The following is a 20,556-nucleotide window of genomic DNA, read 5'->3' as shown; positions in this document are numbered from 1 at the left end:
GTTTATCTATGTGCTTGATTATATTAAACGAAAAAGCCACGCGATGTGCGTGGCTTCTGAACTTAATAGCAAGGGTGTTCTATGCGTTAGTCGTTGTCTTCTGCTTCGATTTCGCTCGCGATGTACTGGTTATTAACTTTGTAGGCTTCAGTCTCAATACGTTGACCATATAAAGTATCGAAACTTAGGCCATCTTCATAGCGAGTGTTTTGGTTAACGTAGACGGTTTGATTACCAGAAGTTGTCTGAATAACAAAGCTCAATGCTTGCTCGTCGATACTTTGAACCACACCTTCAAAATCGATGTCACTGTCATTCCAATCTTGTGAATCATCGTCGTGTTCAAATTCGATTTCGGTAGCAACATTTTCGCCGTTAGCTTGTTTCGTTGTTACTTCAATTTCTGTACCTACAGTTAAATTTGACTTGTTGCCGTCTTCGTAACGAGTATTGTCATTGACAAGAAAGCGACCTTTGTAGCTTAAATCAAATGATGATTTGTCGTTAGCTACCCAAGTAATAATGCCTTCAATTTCTGTATCATTATCGATCTCATCAAAACCTTCGACTTCCACTTCATCTGCGTTCAATACAGAGCCTGCCATTGAGCCTGTCACTTCGACCCAAAGACCGTTGGATAACCCTTTGCTGCTTTCATCGTTGTCGATGTGGGCAATTGAATAATCAACACTTAGATTAGCACCAAGTTTGAAAGTCGATTCATTTAAATCGCTTATTAGCCCTTCAACTTCAACGGATTCAGTTAAGTTAGAGTGCTCAAACTTAACAACAGAAAGTACTTTGTAACCTGCATTCGCTGTCGGTAAAGAAGAAACCATAACCCAATCGCCATTTTCAATTTCACGTGACAGATCTGTAAAGGTCAATTCGATGCCATTGACTTTAAATGTGCCATTATTGTGGTTGGTGTCTGAAATAAGACCAACGATGGTCGGCTCAAGACCAACTTGAGTCCCGCCAGTGTGAGTTGAAGCGCTGCGAGCAATAGATGAAATAGAGACCATCATGTTTTTTTCTAGGTCTGCAATTGCCACGTCTTCGCCTGCATAGTTCGCACTGTCTACTTGATAGCTATAGCCATTCACAACAATAGTGTTGCCAGAAACAGAGTCAATGGTACCTTGAACTGCTGATGGAGCTTGCGTGTTGTTATCGTTGCTTCCATTGCTATTGCTGTCACTACCACCACAGCCAGTTAGAATTAAACCGACAACCGAAATCAGCGCTAACTTTTTCATCTATATACTCTTTATTTGGTTTATTGAGGGTGTATCTTATAAACTCAAACGTGAAGAACTCGTGAAGAAAGGTGAAATAAATCGATGAAAGTTTTGATCGTTGACGATAGCCACAATGTTGCGGAAACCATTGCCGATTACCTAGAGTTAGAAGGGATGGTTATAGATTGTGCTTATCATGGTGAAGCGGCGTTGAGGTTAGCGTCTGAGAATCATTATGACGTGATTATCATGGACATTATGATGCCTAAATTAGACGGTATCTCCGCAGTTAGAAAGTTAAGAGAAGAGGTGCAATGTCCTACGCCAATTCTTTTTTTAACCGCTAAAGATAGGTTGGACGACAAAATCGCTGCCTTTCAAGCGGGTGGAGATGATTACTTGGTTAAGCCTTTCGCTATGCAAGAGCTCAGTTTAAGGCTCAACGCTTTGGCGAGTCGAGGGCCACGCCAAGATATTGGAAAGCAGAGTTATGCCGATATTACTCTCAACTCGCAGACCGACGAGGTATACCGGGCAGGGAGGCTTATTAAGTTAAGTCGGATTCAGCTCAAAATATTAAAAGCCCTTATGAGACAAGCGCCAGCAATTGTTTCAAGAACTGAAGTGATTGATTCCGTTTGGGGTGATGAAGCACCAAGTAGTGATGCGCTTCGAAGTCATATATATGGCCTGCGTAACGCGCTAGACAAAGGGTTTGAACATTCACGATTAGAGACTATTCATGGACAAGGTTATCGACTCAAAGCATAACAACTCAAGCCACGGCGATTATCCGAGCATCTACCGTAAAATCCGCCGTAGTTTTGGTGTGATGACCTTGGTGATGTTCAGTCTTTTTTGGACGGCCATTTATGTCGCTGAAAATCAGATGGAAGTGATTAGCCTTCACCACTGGTTAGATACTGAAGCTAATCGTTATACATCTGAATATGAGCTACTTGGTGAAGCAGCATTGTTGCCAAATGAAAATGAGTTTTCAACCTATTGGAGTGAGGGTGAACTTCCTAATTGGTTGACTCGATATAAGAAGCCCGGATTCTATGAGCATTTGCTAGGTACGGAAGATAAGCACTTTTATTTGTTCGAACACCCTTCAGGTAAAGGATTGATGTATATCGTGTTCCAAGATGATGCTGATGACTATCTCGATGAATATGAATGGAGCCTTCATCATTACACAATGATCCTTGGTGGGTTCACTTCCATTTTTATGGTTCTGTATGGGATTTATGTTGTGCGTTCGCTGTCAAGGCCGCTCAATCAGATAGAAAAGAAAATTGGGCAAATGCACCCTGAACAGCCAAGTTTTGAAGTCGAAACATCCTACGCTGAAACACGACATATTGAGCAAACTCTTTTGGATTCAAAGAATCATATTTCAGGATTTTTTCAGCGGGAAGAGGAGTTCAACCGATTTGCATCTCACGAGCTACGAACCCCTATTATGGTGATCAAAGGGTCGGCAGATTTGCTGACTAAAGTACCCAATCAACCTCCTATTGCGCTAAAAGCAATTAATCGTCTGCAAGAAGCGAGCGAACAGATGCGAGTGCTGACTGAAATGTTTTTGCTGCTTGGTAAAGAGAATATCGATGAGCATTATTTCGGTCACTATGACTTGGAGATCGAAGTTCAGAATCAGCTACTTGAAATGGCGCCTTTGTTTGCCAAGCAGGATGCTAGTTATGATCTGGACGTCAAGGAGACTGTCACTGTCTACGCACCAGAGAGTTTTATTACTATTGTATTGAATAACTTAATTAAAAATGCGTTTAGCTACAGTATTGGCGATGTTGGAATTGAGGTGACAGGTTATCAATTAGTGATAACTAACCGTCATGATGGTAATGAGACTTACAATGCTGGCTATGGTTGTGGTCTAGTGATTGTGCAACGAATTTGTGAGCGAATGGGTTGGAGTTTTGAAGCTCAAGATGATGGGCTTCAATTCAGTACTTACTTAGATTTCTCGACGAATAAACAAGTGGGGTAGTGTGGCTAAGTTAGCCACACTAGCATAATGATAGCTTAAACCAATTTAAGCGCATGATGGCGAGTGAGTTGTTTGTGTAGCGAGTCTTTTAGCGCCATTCGCTCTACTTTGAGATTGTGCATGCTGTCGTCATCGATAGGGCTGCCAGAGATTTCTAGCTGACGGATGTCGTAGTCAAGTTGGTGGTATTTCTGCATGTCTGCTTTGAATTTTTCGTCGTCGTGGTTGAGCTGAACAATGTCTAATTTAAGATCTGGGAAATCTAAGATAAAGGCATGGTTTTCATTGAGCATTGGCACTTCCTCTCTAGTCGAATTATTAACAGTATAGAAGCAATTTTTCGAAAGAAATGTGGTTCAAAACACAAAGCCGTAAAGCGATCAAAAAAGGGCGCAAACTCGTGGGATAATCCTCGAACTTGCGCCCTTTTGTATGTATATAGCTTAACTATTTATCGTTATATGTTTAGAACTATACGTGTTGAAAGCAGAAAGCTTACTTCGCTTTCTTACCAGAGCGTTGCTGCTCTTTGTGCGCTAGCTTTTCTTTCTTACGTTGATCGATAAGGTGAGCTGCATCGCCGCCTACGTGAGTTTCGCCACGAGCATTCGACAGTTGAACTTGCTTTTCACGTTCACGGAAACGGGATTTTTGCTCGTCGCTGTGCTTATCAATACACTTAGGGCAGCTTACGCCTTTTTCGAAGTGCTCAGAGGCTTTGTCTTCGTCAGTAATTGGCAAGCGACAAGCATTACATACATCGTAATCGCTCTTTTCTAGCTGGTGGTTTACCGCAACACGGCCATCAAATACGTAGCAGTCGCCTTCCCACATGCTCTCTTCTTCTGGTACTTCTTCTAAGTACTTAAGAATGCCGCCTTCAAGGTGGTATACCTCATCAAAGCCTTGCTCTTTCATGTAGGCTGTTGATTTTTCACAGCGAATACCACCCGTACAGAACATCGCGACTTTTTTGTGTTTCTTAGGGTCGAGGTTATCTGCCACGTATTGAGGGAATTCACGGAAGGTTTCTGTGTTCGGGTTTACTGCGTTTTTGAACGTGCCGATATCGACTTCGTAGTCGTTACGAGTATCAACCAAAATCACATCTGGATCAGAGATGAGGTCGTTCCATTCGTTTGGTTTAACGTAAGTACCAACAACGTGGCGAGGGTCGATACCTTCAACGCCCATGGTTACGATCTCTTTCTTGAGTTTCACCTTGGTGCGGTTGAATGGCTGTTCTTCGTTGAACGACTCTTTGTAAACAACATCAGCCAGGCGTGGGTCTTGCTTGAACCATTGAAGAAGAGCGTCGATAGATTCGCGCTTACCTGCAACAGTGCCGTTGATGCCTTCGCTCGCAAGTAGCAAAGTACCGCGGATTTGGTTAGTTTCTAAAACGTCAGTTAGTGGCTGGCGAATTTCTTGGTAATCATCAAGTGCTACGAATTTATACAGAGCACATACAACATATTGAGACATGGTTTTTCCTTTCTGCGAGCTGGAACGTAAATCCAGAGCGTTGCCTTTTATGGTACAGACTGAGTTTGATTCACTCAGGTTTGCCCATATTGGCTTATTAAAATCCGCCGCAGTATAACCAAGCCAATGTAGGACAAAAACCAACCAAAAGTAGGGCTATTTATCACTTTGGTTTGTGTGGTTTTAGGCTTGCAAAGATCCATGCTCATGGAGTGGGATAAATAGGTAAGAGAATTTTACATGTAGGCCTGCCAAAGCTGTGTGATTGGCAGGCGAGTAATGTAGTGAGTCACTTAATCTTTTGCGGCTCAATTACAGGTGAGTAGGTAGCGTAAACTCTTGAGTTTCAGTGGCTTCATTGAGTCGATCTCTCGTTAATCGCATCGGCGTTACGGGCATCCCATAGAAGTCGAACTTGTCACCTAAAACCTCTCCACCGAGTCCTTTTACGATATTGACGGTTGTGTCACGCGCTTCGATATGGATTTCGTTGATGTCTTTCGACGCCTGAACCAATGAGTAACGAGCCAATGCTTTTCCTATGCCAAGGCCGCGGAATCGGTTGTCGACAACAAATCGCCCCCAGTGCCATTCTCCATCGCTCTCCCATGCCGCTACGGCGCCTAAAACATATTCTCCTGAACGTGCTAACCACCATTTCTGAGGAATGTCAGGAGATAATGGAATGAGATGTTGTGGGATACTTTGTTCACCCGAAAAGGTATCTCTGATCAAACTGTCGATCTCAGTGCGGTATACCGAGGTGCAGGCTTCGAGCTGAATTCTGGCTTTGTTGTGCGTGGCGTTTTTCTGAAAAGCGCTGAGTCGCAATGTTCTTAACCCATCAATCACATTCTGGGTATCTTCTGGGCTCATTAGGTTCAGCAATTGAGACAGTTCATTGTTGGCCGACTCATCGGCTTCTTCTAACCTTTTCAATCCTTCAGCTTTGAGTGAAAAGTACTTCTGACGTTTATCCGCTTCACTCAAAGATGGTTCGATATATTGTTTTTCAACCAGAGAGTTGAGGGTTCGGCTAAGGGAGGCTTTCTCGACGCTGAGCTGTACGCTGAGCTCAGAAAAGGGCGTGACTCCATTCTTACGCAGGTAGGTAAGAAGGTGGACCTGTGTCAGTGATAAGCCTGAATTGAGGCAGTTCTTATCCAATAGCCCAAGCTCGCGAACGAGATAACGTAACTCGCTTCTGATCTGCATAACCGATGACATACTCACTCCATAGAAATATACGTTGATAGTATCAACAATAATCATAGGACCATTCAATGTCAATAATGTTGATACTATCAATGAATGTGTTGGCTACTTGCTCACCGGCTCCAACAACACCTTAGTCACGAACAGTCGCACCGTTGGAGCAACCACAGCTAACAATAATAATGCTGATGGAAGCATTTGGCCGACAGCCGTTACCCAAGCATCAAAAAACACACCGCCTTGTGGCAGGCTCTTTGCGACCATAATGGCAGGCATACTCAGTAACATGGTTGGCAGTACCATAGAAACCATTAGTGGGTATTGGAATTTACGTGGAAGTTTTTTCATGATGTGCTCCGATTGACTCATTGATGGCACTATTCTAATCTCGGTAGTAACAATCAAAAATAGACAGTTTTGAATCTGAATCGTGCATATATGAAAGCTAAAGACATCTCCAATCTATACCTGTTTTGTCAGTCTGTTGAGTGTGGTGGTTTTGCCGCGGCAAGCCTGCAAACCCATGTGTCTGCACCAACCTTATCAAGGGCTGTGGCTCATCTTGAAGATAAACTGGGTGAAAAGCTGGTGCATCGTAATGCTAAGCAATTCCAACTGACGACGGCGGGTGATGAGTATTATCAACGCTTTGCTTCGCTTTTCTCTCAGCTAGATCATGAGTGGACTCAGCTATCCAATAGCCAGCCAGTATTAACCGGTGAGATTCGTGTGTCTTGCCCAGAACCGTTCGCGGATTATTTTCTACAGAAGCTCGCGATTGAGTTTATGGAGATACACCCAGAGGTGAATATCTCGATTCATTTCAGTGCTGGGACAGAGCGATTTTTTGATGAGCAGATCGACTTAGCCTTGGTGACCAGTCCTCCGCATGCCACACACCTTATACAACGTCAGCTGTTTGAATCGCCACTAGTGATAGCGGCTTCTCCTAGTTATATCGAAAAGCATGGTATGCCGAGCTGTGCTGAAGAGCTGATTTCACATCGCTTATTGTCTGGAAATAACATGCCTTACTGGGATTTGAAGCAGCAAGGCAAAACCATTCGCGTGCCTTACCAACCTAAGTACTCGATCAGTAGTTTAAGGCTCAATATTGAGGCGACCTTGTTGGGGGCTGGTATATGCTTGATGCCGAAATCGTCATTTGAGCGCTTTGCGGCGCAAGACAAATTGGTTCAGGTGTTGCCAGACGTAGGATGCCCAACAGGCAAAGCCTTTATGCTGTGGGCGGATAGAAAGCTGATAGCAAGCCGAGTAGTGGCGTTTAGGGATATGATCTTTGAGAGGTTTGAGAATTCTGCTGAATTTTTGGCTTCGATTAATGAAGATAGAAACGAATAACGCCAGACTAAGCTGGCATTGAGGTTTGAACTATTCTGAGAGCTCTATTTGTTCTTGTGGTACAGATAAGCATTAAGCCAAGCTAAACCAAGGATGATCAGCGTCATTACCGGTGGTTTAGATTGCAGTGGCAACACCTCTGCAGGCACGCTTGGTAAAAGGTGAACGTATACCGCAACCACCATGATAGAGGTAGTCAGCAGTGTTGAAGCGAGCATCGCCTTGTTACGTAATTCGGTGTTCAGTTTGCGTCCGCCAATCATAACCACCAACAGCAACACACCTGCCGTCATTTCACCTAACTGACCTGCCCAACGAGAAAGTGTTGGGAAGGGCAGTTCGCTCAACGCAATCTGCTTTGCAAACATGGTGGTGAACGGGTCAAAGAATTTTACTGTGCCTGCCATCAAAAGGAATGCGCCTAGCAAGCCCGTCAGAATTTTTTGTGCTTTCAGAGACAGCGCATCACTTGAGTTGTACGAGCGAAATAGGAAAAAGCCGGTAATTAAAAACATCGATCCGATTAACGTAAGCTCAAGAATTAACTGTTGTGTACTCATAGTCATAACCTTTCAGTGATAAGTGGTGTCGTCGTTTGATGTGCTTATCTTATGCAGGAAGTTAGCATTCAAAAATAGACAATGTTGAACGTGATGAGTGCATATTTGAAAGATTGAAAGATTGAAAGATTGAAAGATTAAGCTGTGAAAGTGCCAAACAAAAAGGCCCTGCTGTAAAAATACAGCAGGGCCTTGGTATTAATCTGTCTGACTTAATCAGCGATTACGCTTGGTTAAGTACTTCCGCTAAGCGTTTCACCGCTTCCGTTAATTCTTCTGGGTTGGCGTTAGTGAAGTTTAAGCGCAGTGCAGCTTTTGCTTCATCAGCCTTTGGATAGAATACTGGGCTTGGTACAACCGCCACACCATTAGAGAGTAGAGTTTTAGCTAGTTCAAAGGTGTCACACTCTGGAATTTCAACCCAAATGAACATTCCGCCATCTACGGATTTTAATATACAGTCAGCAGGCAATTGTTTTTCTAGTTCTGAAAACAGCACTTCATAACGAGACTTGTACAGGGTGCGAATGTTTTCCATGTGCAGATTGAAATCTTCATGCTTCAGAAGGCCAACCAGCAATGCTTGCATGGGTACGCTTGAGTGTAAATCTGCCCCTTGCTTCACTTTAATCAGTGGCTCAAGGTAGCTGCGTTTGCCGGTTACTGCGCCAATGCGTAAACCTGGCGATGCAATCTTAGAGAATGAACGAAGAACGATAGAGTTGTCAGGGCAGAACGAAGAAACCATTGGCAGTTCAGTGCCGGTAAAGCGCAGCTCGCGGTAAGGCGCATCTTCAATGAATGCCACGTTGTATTTGATACAAAGCTCAGCCACTTTTTGACGAGTTTCTGCTGTCCAGCACACGCCCGTTGGGTTGTGAAAATCTGGCACGGCATAGAACATTTTTGGCGATTGCTGTGCAAAGCACGTTTCTAGTTCATCTAGGTTCGGGCCAAATTCTGTTTGAGACACAGTCACAATGTTCGCTTGAACCAAACCAAACACCTGCATCGCACCTAGGTAGCTTGGCGCTTCCATCACAACCACATCATTCGGATCAACATACGCACGTGCAATCAAATCCAAACCTTGCTGAGAACCAGTACAGATCATTGCTGTGTGAGTCTCTGGCAATTGGTAGCTTTGCGTAAGGTGCTCAAGCAACGGGCCGTAACCCGCAGTCGAACCGTATTGGAAAACTTCAGGCATGTTCGCTAGGTTTTCTAGCGTTGGCTTCATTAAATCGATAGGGAATGTTTTCTCGTCCGGTAAACCACCGGCCAATGAGATGACATTTGGATCGCTTGCGGCTGCGAGGATCTCTCGAATGTATGAAGATTGAATCTGTTGTAATGACTGTGCGATTTCCATGTGTTGTGTCTCGTCGTTTTCGTTTTTATTCTATCGCTTGATATTACACGGCAATTGTAAAAACAAGCGTGTCCGTTTATGCTCATAAACATGTCCATTTATGCTATTTGAAAAATGTCACGACAACACATATCCCGAATCAATGATGTTCTGTTCCATATTCACCAAGACATCAGCCAGCCTTTGTCGGCAAAAGCGCTCTCCGAGATCGCGGCTTATTCAGAGCAACACTTCCATCGCACCTTTAAAAGCGTGGTTGGGGAGTCGTTACATCAGTACATTCGACGCACTCGAATGGAGTATGCGGCCAACCAATTGATGTTCGATACCACGTCATCAGTGGTGGAAATTGCCAGTAAGTGTGGTTTTAGTTCGGTGTCATCTTTCAGCCGAGCATTCAAAGCGACCTTTAGCATGTCGCCGGGCGAATGGCGTAAACATGATTTACAAATAGCAGAAAAACCCTACTTGAAAGATCCCGAAGTCGCGGCGGGCTATTTGAACGTGGCGCAACGAGTGTTACCCGAACCTAAGATCGTTGAAACACCTGAGCGCATGGCGGCTTATGTCCGACATACGGGTTATAACCGCTCCATTCGTAACGCGTGGCTGATATTGAAAGCGTGGGCGAACTCAGAACAGCGCGACTTTTCGAGTCAGTTTGGTTTGCATCACTCAAACCCTGCTTGGGTAGAAATGGACCAGTGCCGCTATGTGGCGTGTATCGCGATTGATGAGCCGATTAAGTACCGCAGTGTCGTGAACCAGATGGTGATTCCGGGCGGTTTACATGCTGTGTTTCGACTCAATGGTCGCTATGGTGAGTTGCTACCACAGATCAGTATGGTTTTAGAAAAGTGGTTACCTACTTCGGGTTTCAAGCAGCGTTCAACACCCGCTTATGTGCATTATCATCAGAATCACTTTCTCAACATCGATGAAGTGTTCGAACTCGATTTCTACCTTCCCGTGAGTTTTTACTAATTGATGGTTGTGCTGTTTTGTTGAACCAGACATTGCTCTTTTGTTGAGACGAATTAGCACTGCCAATGACAACAGGCATTTCTATGTAGATGAATTAAGAGAAAAGCGCTTTGTTGATAATTTACCCCAGTAGATGATGACAACGTACGGATTAAACGATAGCATCCCTTTCTAATTGCAAATAGTTCTTAATATCACTCGTTAGAATATGACCATTACCCACAAAGATTATCTGAAAATCGCTTTCCCTTTCATCATCTCAACGGTGACTCAGCCTCTGCTTGGCGCCGTGGATACCGCCGTGATTGGTCAGCTTGGCATCGCTGAACTGATCGGTGGCGTAGCGATCGGCACCATCATTATGAACACCATGTATTGGTTGTTTGGCTTTTTCCGTGTCAGTACGACAGGGCAAAGTGCGATGGCATTGGGTAGAGGTCAACGCTCTGAGTTAGCGGGCAGTTTGATGCGTCCATTTGTGTTGTCTGGCTTGGTGGGTTTGATCTTTATCTTGATACAACCGCTCATCTGGCAAGGTGCAATGTGGGTGATAGAGCCTGAAGCGAACGTGGCCGAGCACGCGCACATCTATTTTAGTGTTTTGATTTATGGCGCACCTTTTGTTCTGCTCAACTACACCATTATTGGTTGGTTAATGGGACAGGCGAAAGCCAAAGAAGTCCTTTACACACAAGTGTTTGGTAATGTGTTGAACATTGTTTTAGATGCGGTATTCGTGCTCTATTTCGACTTGGGTGTGGCTGGTGTTGCTTACGCAAGTTTGATTGCACAAATCACCACCTTTGCGATTGGTATGACGCTGGTGATGAAGACCAGCAACATCTCGATCTCTGAGTTCCTGCAAGGCTCGAAGATGACCAAGAAAGACCTTTCGACAATCATCTCATCGAATACTGACCTGCTGTTACGCACGATATGTATCTTAGTGTTCTTCAACATGATGGCGCGTACAGGCTCAAAGCTGGGGACTGATGTTCTGGCTGCTAACGCAATCTTGATGCAAGTGACTTTTATTGTTAGTTACATGTTTGATGGCATTGCTAACGCATCAAGTGTGTTTGCTGGCAAAGCTGTCGGCCAGAAAAATCCTTCAATGCTTGACCGTGTGGTAAGGCTCAACTTCCAGTGGACGGCCGGTTTTATTGCTGCGCTAACGCTATTGACCTTGGTATTTAAAGACAGCATTGTTTTCTTGTTTACCGATATTCCAACGCTTGTTGCTCTATACCAAGATATGGCTCCGTGGCTGATTGTGTTCCCGCTGGTGGCAGGCTTTGGCTTGACGGTTTACGGTATCTTTACTGGAACAGGAACCACACGTCCGGTTCGAGATTCTAGCATCGCGACTTTGTTGGTATTCTTAGCGGTACAGGCGTTCACCATCGATATTTGGGGCAATCATGGTCTGTGGTTGGCGTTTACCTTGTTCTATCTTGGGCGTATTGCATTCCTATATCCGTTCATTTCTCAGATTAAACAGAAGTGCCTTCCAATAGAAGGTGCATCGGTGCCTAATCACTAGCGAATTCGTATTGATTCATTATGAAAGCGCCTGACTATCGTTATACGATAAATTTAGAGGGCGCTTTTTTGTATCTAATGACTAATGATAATCGGTCAATTAAATAGCAAATAAAATGCGATACGGTTCAATGTTCTCTTTTCATCATGTCGGCTAAATGATAGAGTTGTTATGTTATAACATCCATCTATGAGTACCTGCGTGAACGCCCCACTTTTGTCTGTTGACCGATTAACGATCAAAACCTCTTCGAGAACACTTTTCCAAGATATCCACTTCGATGTGTATCGAGGTGAGCTGTTGGCGATCATGGGCCCTTCAGGCATTGGTAAGTCGATGCTTTCACGTGCGATTGCGGGCTTTATGCCAGAAACAGTGGAGGTTGAAGGTTATATTTCCCTGTCTGGTGAAGCGGTGTGTGGTTTGCCTATGTTGCAAAGAACCGCAGCACAACGACCGGCGGTTATCTTCCAAGACGCCCTTCAAGCATTGAACCCTCTCGTTTCCATTGAAGGCCAACTCAGTCTGGCATTCACGGGCACTCGCACTAAGCTTAAATCGCAAGACAAACTCAAGCTCACCGAATTGCTAGTACAACTCGGTTTCCCAAATCCAGAAACCATCTTGCCGTTGTATCCGAGCCAAATCTCCGGAGGACAACGTCAACGAGTGTGTATTGCGATTGGCTTGTTGAGTAACGCCGATATCATCATTGCAGATGAACCAACCAGTGCGTTAGATCCGGTAACAGAGCAAGAGATACTTAAGCTGATTCGCGACAATGTTAAGCAACGCCAAATTGGTGGTTTGCTTATTACCCATGACCTGCACAGTGCCTTAGCGTGTGACAAGTTATTGGTGATCGATGATGGCGGTGTGGTGGCTTATGGTGCACCGAAACACGCGCTTGAATCGAGCTCTCACGCTTTCTGCTGTTCATTGAGAGACCTAATCGAATGAGCTCGACCTTATCACTAAATTCAGAAGTCTCACCGTCAATGCCTGTGATTGATTCAGAAACACAAACACCGATTGAGATTAAGTTTGAGAATGTCGGGGTTCATTATTACTCAGTGCCGAGTTGGTTGGGTGGTAAGGCGTTCAAAGCGCTACAGAACATCGACCTCAATGTTGAAGACAAAAGCCTGGCTATTGTTGGACGTTCTGGTGCCGGTAAATCTACGCTGATTGAACTGCTGTTTGGTTTGAAAGCGCCAACTCTCGGTAGCATCAGCTTGTTTGGTCATTCGCTGCCTATTCGCAATAGCAAAGCGCAAGCAGCTGTGTGTCGTTTGATCCAATTGGTGCCACAAGAACCACACACGAGTCTTAACCCTTACTACACCGTTCGACAGATCTTAGCCGAGCCGCTAAGTAACCTAGATGTTTCTGGTAGTCATGAAAGCATCATTGAAGAGACGCTGTTGGACGTTGGCTTACCTGCCACTTTGCTATCACTAAAACCCAATCAGCTTTCTACAGGCCAAGCTCAACGTGTGGCTATTGCTCGGGCGCTTGTCGTTAGACCCGCAGTGTTGGTGGCCGATGAACCGACTGCCAGTCTTGACCCTGTGAATCGTCAAAGGCTGTTAGATTTACTCAATTCACTGAAAAAAAAGCGCGACATGCGCATCGTTTTGGTGACACACGATCTCGGCGCAGCAAAAGCACTTTGTGAAGAAATTCTGGTTCTTGACCATGGCGAGATGGTGGAGCATGGACCGACACTTCAAGTGATGAGCGAACCTGCTCATCCAGCGACTCAGATGCTGATCGAATCTCAGCCTCTTTCGAAATCTACTTGTTAAACACAACCTTATTAATTACGAAATACAGCTTACAGAGAACAATAACTATGCGTTTTAATTCAATCAAACTGGCTTGCGCTCTAGCGCTGGCTCTGCCTTTGACGGGCTGTTTTGACTCTCAACCAGAGTCGAGCGAAGCTTCGGTCAAATCTGAAATTCGTGTTGCGATGATGCAGCCACCAAGAACGGGCCTATCGCCACTTTCTGATGACGCGTTCAAACTATCGCGTTGGAGCACGGCTGAAACGCTAGTTAACCTAAGCCCAACTTCAGAAGCTGAGCCAATGCTGGCAACGGATTGGAAACACGTTGATCCACTGACTTGGCAATTCACGGTTCGCCAAGGTGTTAAATTCCACGATGGCTCGACATTAACAGCAGAGTCTGTTGTTAACTCACTACAGAAAGCGCTGGAAGCGGCACCTAAGCCACGCATCCTAGATGGCGTAGAGCTAGAAGTGAGAGCAATGGACAACTACCGTGTAGAGATCAAAACCAGCTTTGATGACCCTCTTCTACCAAGCCGTTTATCAAGCCCTCAATTAGCGATCCTAGCAGCAAGCGCGTACCAAGAAGATGGCCGTGTTAGCCCAATTGGCGCAGGTACTGGTCCGTTTGAATTGACTGAAATTAACGGTACAACCAGCGCGAAACTAAAACGTTTTGATGGTTACTGGGGTGAAAAAGCGCAAGTTGAATCTGTAATTGCAGAATACGTTCCTAATGGCTTTGCTCGTGCTGCAGCTCTAAGAACAGGTACGGCTGACATTGTTGAAGCTGTGCCAGTTTCACAAATCGCGACCATTGATTCGAACCTGCTTTACGAAGTAGCAATGCCTCGTACCAACACGCTTTACCTGAACAATAAGTCAGGCGTATTTAGCGATATTGAACTACGTAAAGTAGCGGCGGCTGCAGTAGACCGTGAGCAAATCGTGAATACCGTTTATGAAAACCACGCGGACATCGCGCAAGGCCTACTAGGTCCAGCACTTGCTTGGGCTGAGCCGATTCGACCTGAAGGTCAAGCAATCGACAAAACGCTAAAAGCAAACGGTGAAAGCATTGTTATCGGTACCTTTACCGACCGTGCTGAGCTTCCAGAAGTGGCAGCACTACTTAAACAGCAACTTGAAGCGGCTGGTTTCAAAGTTGAGCTGGATATCCGTGAATACGCTCAGATCGAAAACGATGCGCTATCAGGTAAGTTTGATGCGTTCATTCTTTCTCGTGCAACCGTTCTAGATTCGGGTGACCCAGTGGCTTACATGATGAGTGACTTTGGCTGTAAGGGTTCATTCAACCTTGGTCAATTCTGTTCTCAAGAAGTAGACCAAGCACTGACTCACGCTGATCTGCAACCATTAGGTGCACTGCGTCAGCAAGCGATCATCGAAGCTGAGCAAAAAATCCTGAACGACTTCGCTGCTATTCCACTGCTTCACGAACGTGTGATTCAAGGTGAGAGCGAGCGTGTAAGCAATGTAGTTCGTGACCCAAGTGAACGTCGCTTGGTTGATCAAACGACACAAGTTAACGCGGCAACACAGGTTAACTAAATAAATGCTATCTGCTGAGACTCTGCGTCGAACCTTATTTATCTTGACGCCTTGGCTATCAAGAATCGCCTCACTGATCGTGGTGGTGATTCTTGTTGGCTTGATGCCTGACATTGCAGGCATCGACCCAAGCCAATCCATCCTGCGTGCGAGAGCGGGGCAACAACACCTGCTTACGCCTGAAGCTTTAGCGGCGGTAGGTGCTGATCTTCAGCTTGACCGTTCGGCAAGCGAGCGCCTGATCGACTGGGTAGGAAGTGCCTTTTCGGGAGACCTAGGTAAATCCTGGATTGACGGCTCTTCGGTTGCATTAGGCATTCAAAAAACAGCGTCTACATCTCTGTTTTTGATGTCTAGCGCGCTTGTGATGACTTTCGTACTGTGCGGTGCAGGCTTACTTGCTACTTTACGCAGTTGGAAGAAGGGCAAATTAGGGCAGAGTTACAGCAGTTTAAGCACCGTATTAATATCGTTGCCAGAGTACGTGGTGGCCTCGGTATTAATACTGGTATTCTCAATCTGGTTAGGTTGGCTACCACCGTATGGTTGGCAAGGCTGGCAAGATATTTGGCTACCGAGTTTGGCGCTCGCACTGCCTGCTAGCGGTCTGTTTAGTCGTCTACTCAGAGACAGTTTACAACGCGTTCTTAATGAACCTTGGGTGATCACTTGGCTCAGTGCCAACGTTCACTCCAATCAAATTATTCGCTTTGCGCTGAAAAGAGCGCTGAGCAGTCTGATCCCGCAAATTGCGATGATCGTGATTGGTTTAACCGGTGGCGCGGTTGCGGTTGAGCTTATCTTCTCGATTCCGGGTATCGGGCGCATGATACTTGGTGCTGCGAAGGCGCAAGACTTGCCGATGCTGCAAGGCGGCCTGTTGGTATTGCTGCTGTTTTCAATTGCCGTGAGCAGCATGAGCTTGTTTGTTCAGCAGCTGATTCTTGGTCACAGCCTGAAAAGCGGTAAGCTGATTAGTAGTCACTCTTCGTTTCGCTTTACGCAAAGCCGCACCAAGCGTGCTGTTGCCTTCTCAATATTCTCATTCCTGTTTGCGATTGTGGTTTGGGCGGCATTTCGAGACCCATACACCAGTCAATTTGCTCGTTTAGCCGATCCAAGTTGGCAAGCGCCATTGGGTGCGGATGGTATTGGCCGAGATCTGTTAGCGAGAATCGGTTCAGGTATGGTTTCGACCTTCCAAGCTGGTATTCTGGCAACGTTCTTGAGCTTGGTGACAGGCATTATCATGGGCTTCAACACTCGTTTTAGCCAAGGCCTTATCGAGATAACTAAGGGTATCCCTTACATCATTGCAGGCCTGTTGGTTGCTGGCTTAACGGGCATGAACCCGAACAGCGCATTAATCGCGATTGTATTGGTATCTTGGGCGCCATTAGCGGCGCATTGCTCAAGCTTGATAGTGGAAGCGAAGGCTCAGCCTTATACTCATCTCGCACCGTTGTGGGGAACGAGCAAGCTTAGAATCTTCCGTTTCTATCTGCTGCCTTACGTATTGCCACCGCTACTAAGACACGCGATGTTGAGGCTGCCGGTGATTACATTGAGCCTGACCTCACTGAGCTTCATCGGTTTAGGGGCTAAGCCACCTGAACCTGAGTGGGGTTTGATGATTGCAGAGAATCTGCCTTACATCGAGCGCGCACCATTGGCAGTAATGGGGCCAATCATTGGGCTGATTCTGTTAGGCGCGGCCATTAACATGATGTTTGATGACTAACGAAAAAGAACAGGCAGCTTAAGTTTTCGACGTGCTATTCGATTGGGTACTCGATTTAGCATTTATGTTGTAACCTTAGCCCTGCTTTGTAGAGAAATTTTTTGATCGGCTCAAAAGCTAAACCGACCCTAGTTAAGTGTTAAGGATTCAACATGTATCTTGTTTTGTATTGCCACAATATTGGTATGACCGATTTTTCATTCTTTGAAACAGAAGATTTTGACAAAGAAGAGGGCTATATCGTGCGAGGTAAATGGCCGAACGAGAAAGCGTTTCGTGACTACTTAACTAAAGAGTTTGGTGACATGAGCGAATTCAAAGTGATCGACTTAATCGCCAAAGGTGCAGAAGCAGAACACTACTCACCAGAAGAGTTGATGAGCTTATCTCTATAACTGTCAGCTCAGTAACAACTAGCTAAGTAACGTTTAAATCGAATAAAGAAATGGCAGCCTGATTGGGCTGCCATTTTTCGTTTTAGGTTTAAGCTATTTGCTCGACACCTTAAGTAGTGAAATTGGGGCTATTGCGCCACTTCGTCAACCAAGTACAAGATTGACTGATACGGAATGCCGCTGTGGTGTGATAAACCGATCTCACAGGTTCGGCTGTTGCTAAATCCACGAGTGCAGTTGCTTGGTACTTGCTCTTTTAGTGGGTGTACCGCAGCCTCGTTTAGCTCTGGCGTAGTAAAACCTTTATCACCCGCCCAACCACAACACTGAATATGTTCAGGAACGATGACCTCTTCGGTACAGGCTTTAGCAAGGTTTAACATTGCACCTTCTAAGCCCATTCGACGAGAGCTACAAGTGACATGCAGCATCACGGTTTCTTGTAGCGGCTCAAGCGTCAGATGTTCAAGCAAATATTGATTCACAAACCCTGTCGGCTCTAATACCTCTAACGGTTTGGTGAATTGTTCAATACTGCGTTTAGCACATGGGCTTGTGTCCATCAAAACTGGGTATTCACCCTGACGACTCGCTTGCCACAACACTTCTTCGAGCTGTTGTGCTTTCGATTGAGCTAAGTCGGTCATGCCTTTACTGTCGTAAGGCATACCACAACATTGGTCATCTAATTTCTTCGGAAGAATAACCTCGAATCCTGCCTTGTTGAGTAAAGACATGGTCACTTCAGTCAGAGGGCGTTGATCGCCCGCATCGCTTTGTTGTCCCATAGTTCGACTCGCACACGAAGGCAGGTAAACCACCTTCTTATGATTACTTGAGTTTTCTGCCGTCACTGGTGAAGCTGTTAGTGAGTGACTGTTGGACTGTGGCATTTCTGGCATCCAAACGGGTGTCGCGCCTTTCGTCATCGAGCGCAGGCCGTTGGTTAGCTTGCCGACTGTGTTTGCGCCTAATACTTTGCTCGCCACTTGATTGGTTTTGAGGCCAGCCTTGGTGAGTTTTGTAGTGGTCGAGAAATGATCCGCTGTCCACTTTGCGATTGGCGTAAATTTCTCGTACTTGGCAATACGAAGCTTCTTAATCAAGTCACCAGTGTTGATACCCACAGGGCAACGCTCGGCACACAGGCCAGTTGCAGCGCAGGTATCTATGCCTTGGTATTCGAAGGTTTTCTCTAGTTCGCTTGCTTCTATTTCTTCACCCGCAGCTCGGCGGCGTTGCAGTTCTCGGTAGAGAACAATGCGTTGACGTGGCGATAGGGTTAAAGTGCGAGACGGACAAACAGGCTCACAGAAGCCACACTCAATGCAGCGGTCGACAAGGTCATCGGCAGCAGGCATTGGCTTCAGGTTTGTTATGTGTGAATTCGGATTGTCGTTAATAATAACGCCGGGGTTGAGCAGTCTTTCTGGGTCAAACAGCGCTTTGATCTGTTGCATCAAGGCGTAGCCATCTTTTCCCCATTCCAACTCCACATAAGGCGCCATGTTGCGGCCAGTACCATGCTCTGCTTTCAGAGAACCTTGGTATTTCACCGCAACCAGTTCGGCAACGTCGTCCATGAAACCGCCGTAGCGATCGATTTCTGTTTGGCTGTCGAAGCCTTGAGTAAATACAAAGTGCAGGTTGCCTTCGAGGGCGTGACCAAAAATGATCGCTTCACTGTATTCGTATTTATCGAACAACTCTTGCAGCTCTCGAATACCATTAGCTAGGTTTTCGACAGGGAACGCCACGTCTTCAATGATAACGGTCGTACCGACTTCACGAACGGCTCCAACGGCAGGGAACATGCCTTTTCGGATGCCCCATAGGGTCGCGACTGTCTTTGGATCGGAAGTGAAAGGAACCGATTCAACAATCGTGTATTCAGTTAATGCGTCCAAAATTGATTTACATTGTAAATCTAAGTCCTGCTGGGAGCTGGCGTGTGATTCAACCAAAATAGCCGCAGCTTCTAAATCCAAGCTTGGCATAAATGCAGGCATACCCGGTTTATCAGCCACTGAACGCAGTGCTCTGCCATCCATCAATTCAACCGCAGCAACCGGTGTTTTTGATAGCGTAGTCACGGCTTTGCTTGCTTGTTCGATGTCGGCAAACACCAACAGCGCCGAAGCTTTGTTTGGGTGTTCGATCACCGTGTTGTAGGTGATCTCTGCGATGAAGCCTAGTGTACCTTCAGAGCCAATCATCAGGTGTTTGATGATCTCAATTGGGTCGTGGTAATCGACCAATGCATTAAGCGCGTAGCCAGTGGTATTTTTGAGGCGGTACTTATGGCGGATTCTGTCTGCCAGCTCTTGATTCGAGCTAGTCTGTCTGTGTAAATCAACAATACCTTCAAACAGCGCTTTGTGTGATTGCTTGAAAGCCTCAACGCTGGCGTTATCTGCTGTATCAAGTAGGGAACCATCACTCAATACGATTTTCATGCTCTCGACGGTGCGATAAGAGTTTTGTGCAGTACCACAACACATGCCGCTGGCGTTATTCGCCGCGATACCACCGATCTTACAAGTATTGATTGAGGCCGGATCTGGGCCGATTTTACGTTGGAAAGGGGCGAGGTATTTGTTGGCATCGGCACCAATCACACCGGGTTGCAGGATGATTTGATTGCCGTTATCGACGATCTCGTGTCCACGCCAGTCGTCGGTTAGAGTGATGAGTACCGAGTCTGAAACGGCTTGCCCTGAAAGGCTAGTGCCAGCGGCGCGAAAGGTAAAATGAATGCCCAGTTCGCGACAGCTTTGAATGGTGAATATGACTTCGTCTAAGTTCTTAAGCCTTAGAACCATTTTCGGCACCAAGCGATAAAAACTCGCATCGGTGCCGTAAGCCAAGCGCTTTGCCTCTTGAGTGACAATGCGTTCCGTTTCTATTTTTTGAGCCAGTATCGCTTCAAGCTGCTGATAAGCTTGTGCGTCTATTACTCGCTCATGGGATGTGTTTGTCTCCATCTTTGCTTCCTTGTGCTTCTTATTTGGCACTGTTCAGGGCGTGTTGACCTTTCGTGATTAAATTTTGTTCGAATGGGGGCGCCTAGTCAAAAGCGTTTTAATCGCGGCGAGGGGGAAGTAGCCTAGTCACTCTAAGCAAATCCCCCTCAACAAAGAGTAAAACGCTTTTAGCTGAACCCTTCGGGCAGCGTTTGCTGGCCATTTCTACTACGTTATCGGCTTCTTATGTAGGCTAGCTACACATCGACGCCTCTGCCTTGTATAAATACCCAGCAACTCGCTGCAAAAATCAG

18 protein-coding genes are annotated in these 20,556 nt (G+C 45.8%); 10 read left to right on the top strand and 8 right to left on the bottom strand.

What is annotated here, in order from left to right:
* Window positions 1-86: 86 nt before the first annotated feature.
* Complete coding sequence (locus QUF19_RS19765) at window positions 87-1,259, bottom strand: DUF5666 domain-containing protein (RefSeq protein WP_286302541.1); 1,173 nt, start codon at window positions 1,257-1,259, stop codon at window positions 87-89.
* Window positions 1,260-1,343: 84 nt separating this feature from the next.
* On the opposite strand from QUF19_RS19765, the gene QUF19_RS19760 reads away from it, so the two are divergent.
* Complete coding sequence (locus tag QUF19_RS19760; RefSeq protein ID WP_286302540.1) at window positions 1,344-2,012, top strand: response regulator transcription factor; 669 nt, start codon at window positions 1,344-1,346, stop codon at window positions 2,010-2,012.
* Complete coding sequence (locus QUF19_RS19755; RefSeq protein ID WP_286302537.1) at window positions 1,984-3,255, top strand: sensor histidine kinase; 1,272 nt, start codon at window positions 1,984-1,986, stop codon at window positions 3,253-3,255. The genes QUF19_RS19760 and QUF19_RS19755 overlap by 29 nt, the downstream gene beginning before the upstream one ends.
* A 35-nt stretch (window positions 3,256-3,290) precedes the next feature.
* Here QUF19_RS19755 and QUF19_RS19750 read toward each other — a convergent pair whose 3' ends face one another.
* The 4 genes from QUF19_RS19750 to QUF19_RS19735 form a co-directional block, all read right to left on the bottom strand.
* Complete coding sequence (locus QUF19_RS19750) at window positions 3,291-3,548, bottom strand: HP1242/YdcH family protein (RefSeq protein WP_102436173.1); 258 nt, start codon at window positions 3,546-3,548, stop codon at window positions 3,291-3,293.
* A gap of 202 nt (window positions 3,549-3,750) precedes the next feature.
* On the bottom strand, window positions 3,751-4,740 hold the full coding sequence (gene trhO, locus QUF19_RS19745) for an oxygen-dependent tRNA uridine(34) hydroxylase TrhO (protein ID WP_286302533.1): 990 nt from the start codon (window positions 4,738-4,740) through the stop codon (window positions 3,751-3,753).
* Window positions 4,741-5,052: 312 nt separating this feature from the next.
* Window positions 5,053-5,967, bottom strand: coding sequence for a GNAT family N-acetyltransferase (locus tag QUF19_RS19740; RefSeq protein WP_286302530.1), 915 nt, complete (start codon window positions 5,965-5,967; stop codon window positions 5,053-5,055).
* A 93-nt stretch (window positions 5,968-6,060) separates the two neighbouring features.
* Window positions 6,061-6,303 (bottom strand): DUF2798 domain-containing protein, encoded by a 243-nt coding sequence (locus QUF19_RS19735; RefSeq protein ID WP_286302528.1) that lies wholly within the window; start codon window positions 6,301-6,303, stop codon window positions 6,061-6,063.
* Between the two features lie 90 nt (window positions 6,304-6,393).
* Here QUF19_RS19735 and QUF19_RS19730 point away from each other — a divergent pair, with 90 nt between their 5' ends.
* Window positions 6,394-7,317: a LysR family transcriptional regulator gene (locus QUF19_RS19730; protein ID WP_286302526.1), complete on the top strand. Its 924-nt coding sequence runs from the start codon at window positions 6,394-6,396 to the stop codon at window positions 7,315-7,317.
* Between the two features lie 44 nt (window positions 7,318-7,361).
* Here the strand turns inward: QUF19_RS19730 and QUF19_RS19725 are convergent, their stop codons facing one another.
* A complete protein-coding gene (locus QUF19_RS19725) occupies window positions 7,362-7,877 on the bottom strand; it encodes a hypothetical protein (protein WP_286302525.1) in 516 nt (171 codons plus the stop codon).
* A gap of 223 nt (window positions 7,878-8,100) precedes the next feature.
* Entirely contained in the window at window positions 8,101-9,249 is a 1,149-nt protein-coding gene (locus QUF19_RS19720) for an aminotransferase-like domain-containing protein (RefSeq protein ID WP_286302523.1), read from the bottom strand.
* A gap of 114 nt (window positions 9,250-9,363) precedes the next feature.
* Here QUF19_RS19720 and QUF19_RS19715 point away from each other — a divergent pair, with 114 nt between their 5' ends.
* The 7 genes from QUF19_RS19715 to QUF19_RS19685 all read left to right on the top strand — a co-directional run bounded on the left by QUF19_RS19715 (window position 9,364) and on the right by QUF19_RS19685 (window position 17,279).
* The gene (locus tag QUF19_RS19715) at window positions 9,364-10,233 is read left to right on the top strand and encodes an AraC family transcriptional regulator (protein ID WP_286302520.1); all 870 of its coding nucleotides are present in this window, start codon (window positions 9,364-9,366) and stop codon (window positions 10,231-10,233) included.
* 208 nt (window positions 10,234-10,441) lie between these two features.
* Window positions 10,442-11,776: an MATE family efflux transporter gene (locus tag QUF19_RS19710; protein ID WP_286302518.1), complete on the top strand. Its 1,335-nt coding sequence runs from the start codon at window positions 10,442-10,444 to the stop codon at window positions 11,774-11,776.
* A 201-nt stretch (window positions 11,777-11,977) separates the two neighbouring features.
* The gene (locus QUF19_RS19705; protein ID WP_286302516.1) at window positions 11,978-12,736 is read left to right on the top strand and encodes an ATP-binding cassette domain-containing protein; all 759 of its coding nucleotides are present in this window, start codon (window positions 11,978-11,980) and stop codon (window positions 12,734-12,736) included.
* Window positions 12,733-13,584: an ABC transporter ATP-binding protein gene (locus QUF19_RS19700; protein ID WP_286302514.1), complete on the top strand. Its 852-nt coding sequence runs from the start codon at window positions 12,733-12,735 to the stop codon at window positions 13,582-13,584. Before QUF19_RS19705 ends, QUF19_RS19700 begins: the two co-directional genes overlap by 4 nt.
* A gap of 47 nt (window positions 13,585-13,631) precedes the next feature.
* Complete coding sequence (locus QUF19_RS19695) at window positions 13,632-15,143, top strand: ABC transporter substrate-binding protein (protein ID WP_286302512.1); 1,512 nt, start codon at window positions 13,632-13,634, stop codon at window positions 15,141-15,143.
* A gap of 4 nt (window positions 15,144-15,147) precedes the next feature.
* The gene (locus QUF19_RS19690; RefSeq protein WP_286302510.1) at window positions 15,148-16,884 is read left to right on the top strand and encodes an ABC transporter permease subunit; all 1,737 of its coding nucleotides are present in this window, start codon (window positions 15,148-15,150) and stop codon (window positions 16,882-16,884) included.
* A 152-nt stretch (window positions 16,885-17,036) separates the two neighbouring features.
* Window positions 17,037-17,279, top strand: a complete 243-nt coding sequence (locus QUF19_RS19685; RefSeq protein ID WP_286302508.1) for a hypothetical protein — start codon at window positions 17,037-17,039, stop codon at window positions 17,277-17,279.
* A 128-nt stretch (window positions 17,280-17,407) separates the two neighbouring features.
* On the opposite strand, the gene QUF19_RS19680 is transcribed toward QUF19_RS19685, so the two are convergent.
* Window positions 17,408-20,263 carry an FAD-binding and (Fe-S)-binding domain-containing protein gene (locus QUF19_RS19680; RefSeq protein ID WP_286302506.1) on the bottom strand — a complete coding sequence of 952 codons (2,856 nt, stop codon included), beginning with the start codon at window positions 20,261-20,263 and terminating at the stop codon, window positions 17,408-17,410.
* Window positions 20,264-20,556 lie beyond the last annotated feature (293 nt).

The organism is Vibrio sp. FE10 (assembly GCF_030297155.1).
Taxonomy (GTDB): Bacteria; Pseudomonadota; Gammaproteobacteria; order Enterobacterales; family Vibrionaceae; genus Vibrio; species Vibrio apostichopi.
Note: the sequence above shows the minus strand (reverse complement) of the source record. Positions and strands in the feature narration are given on the sequence as shown.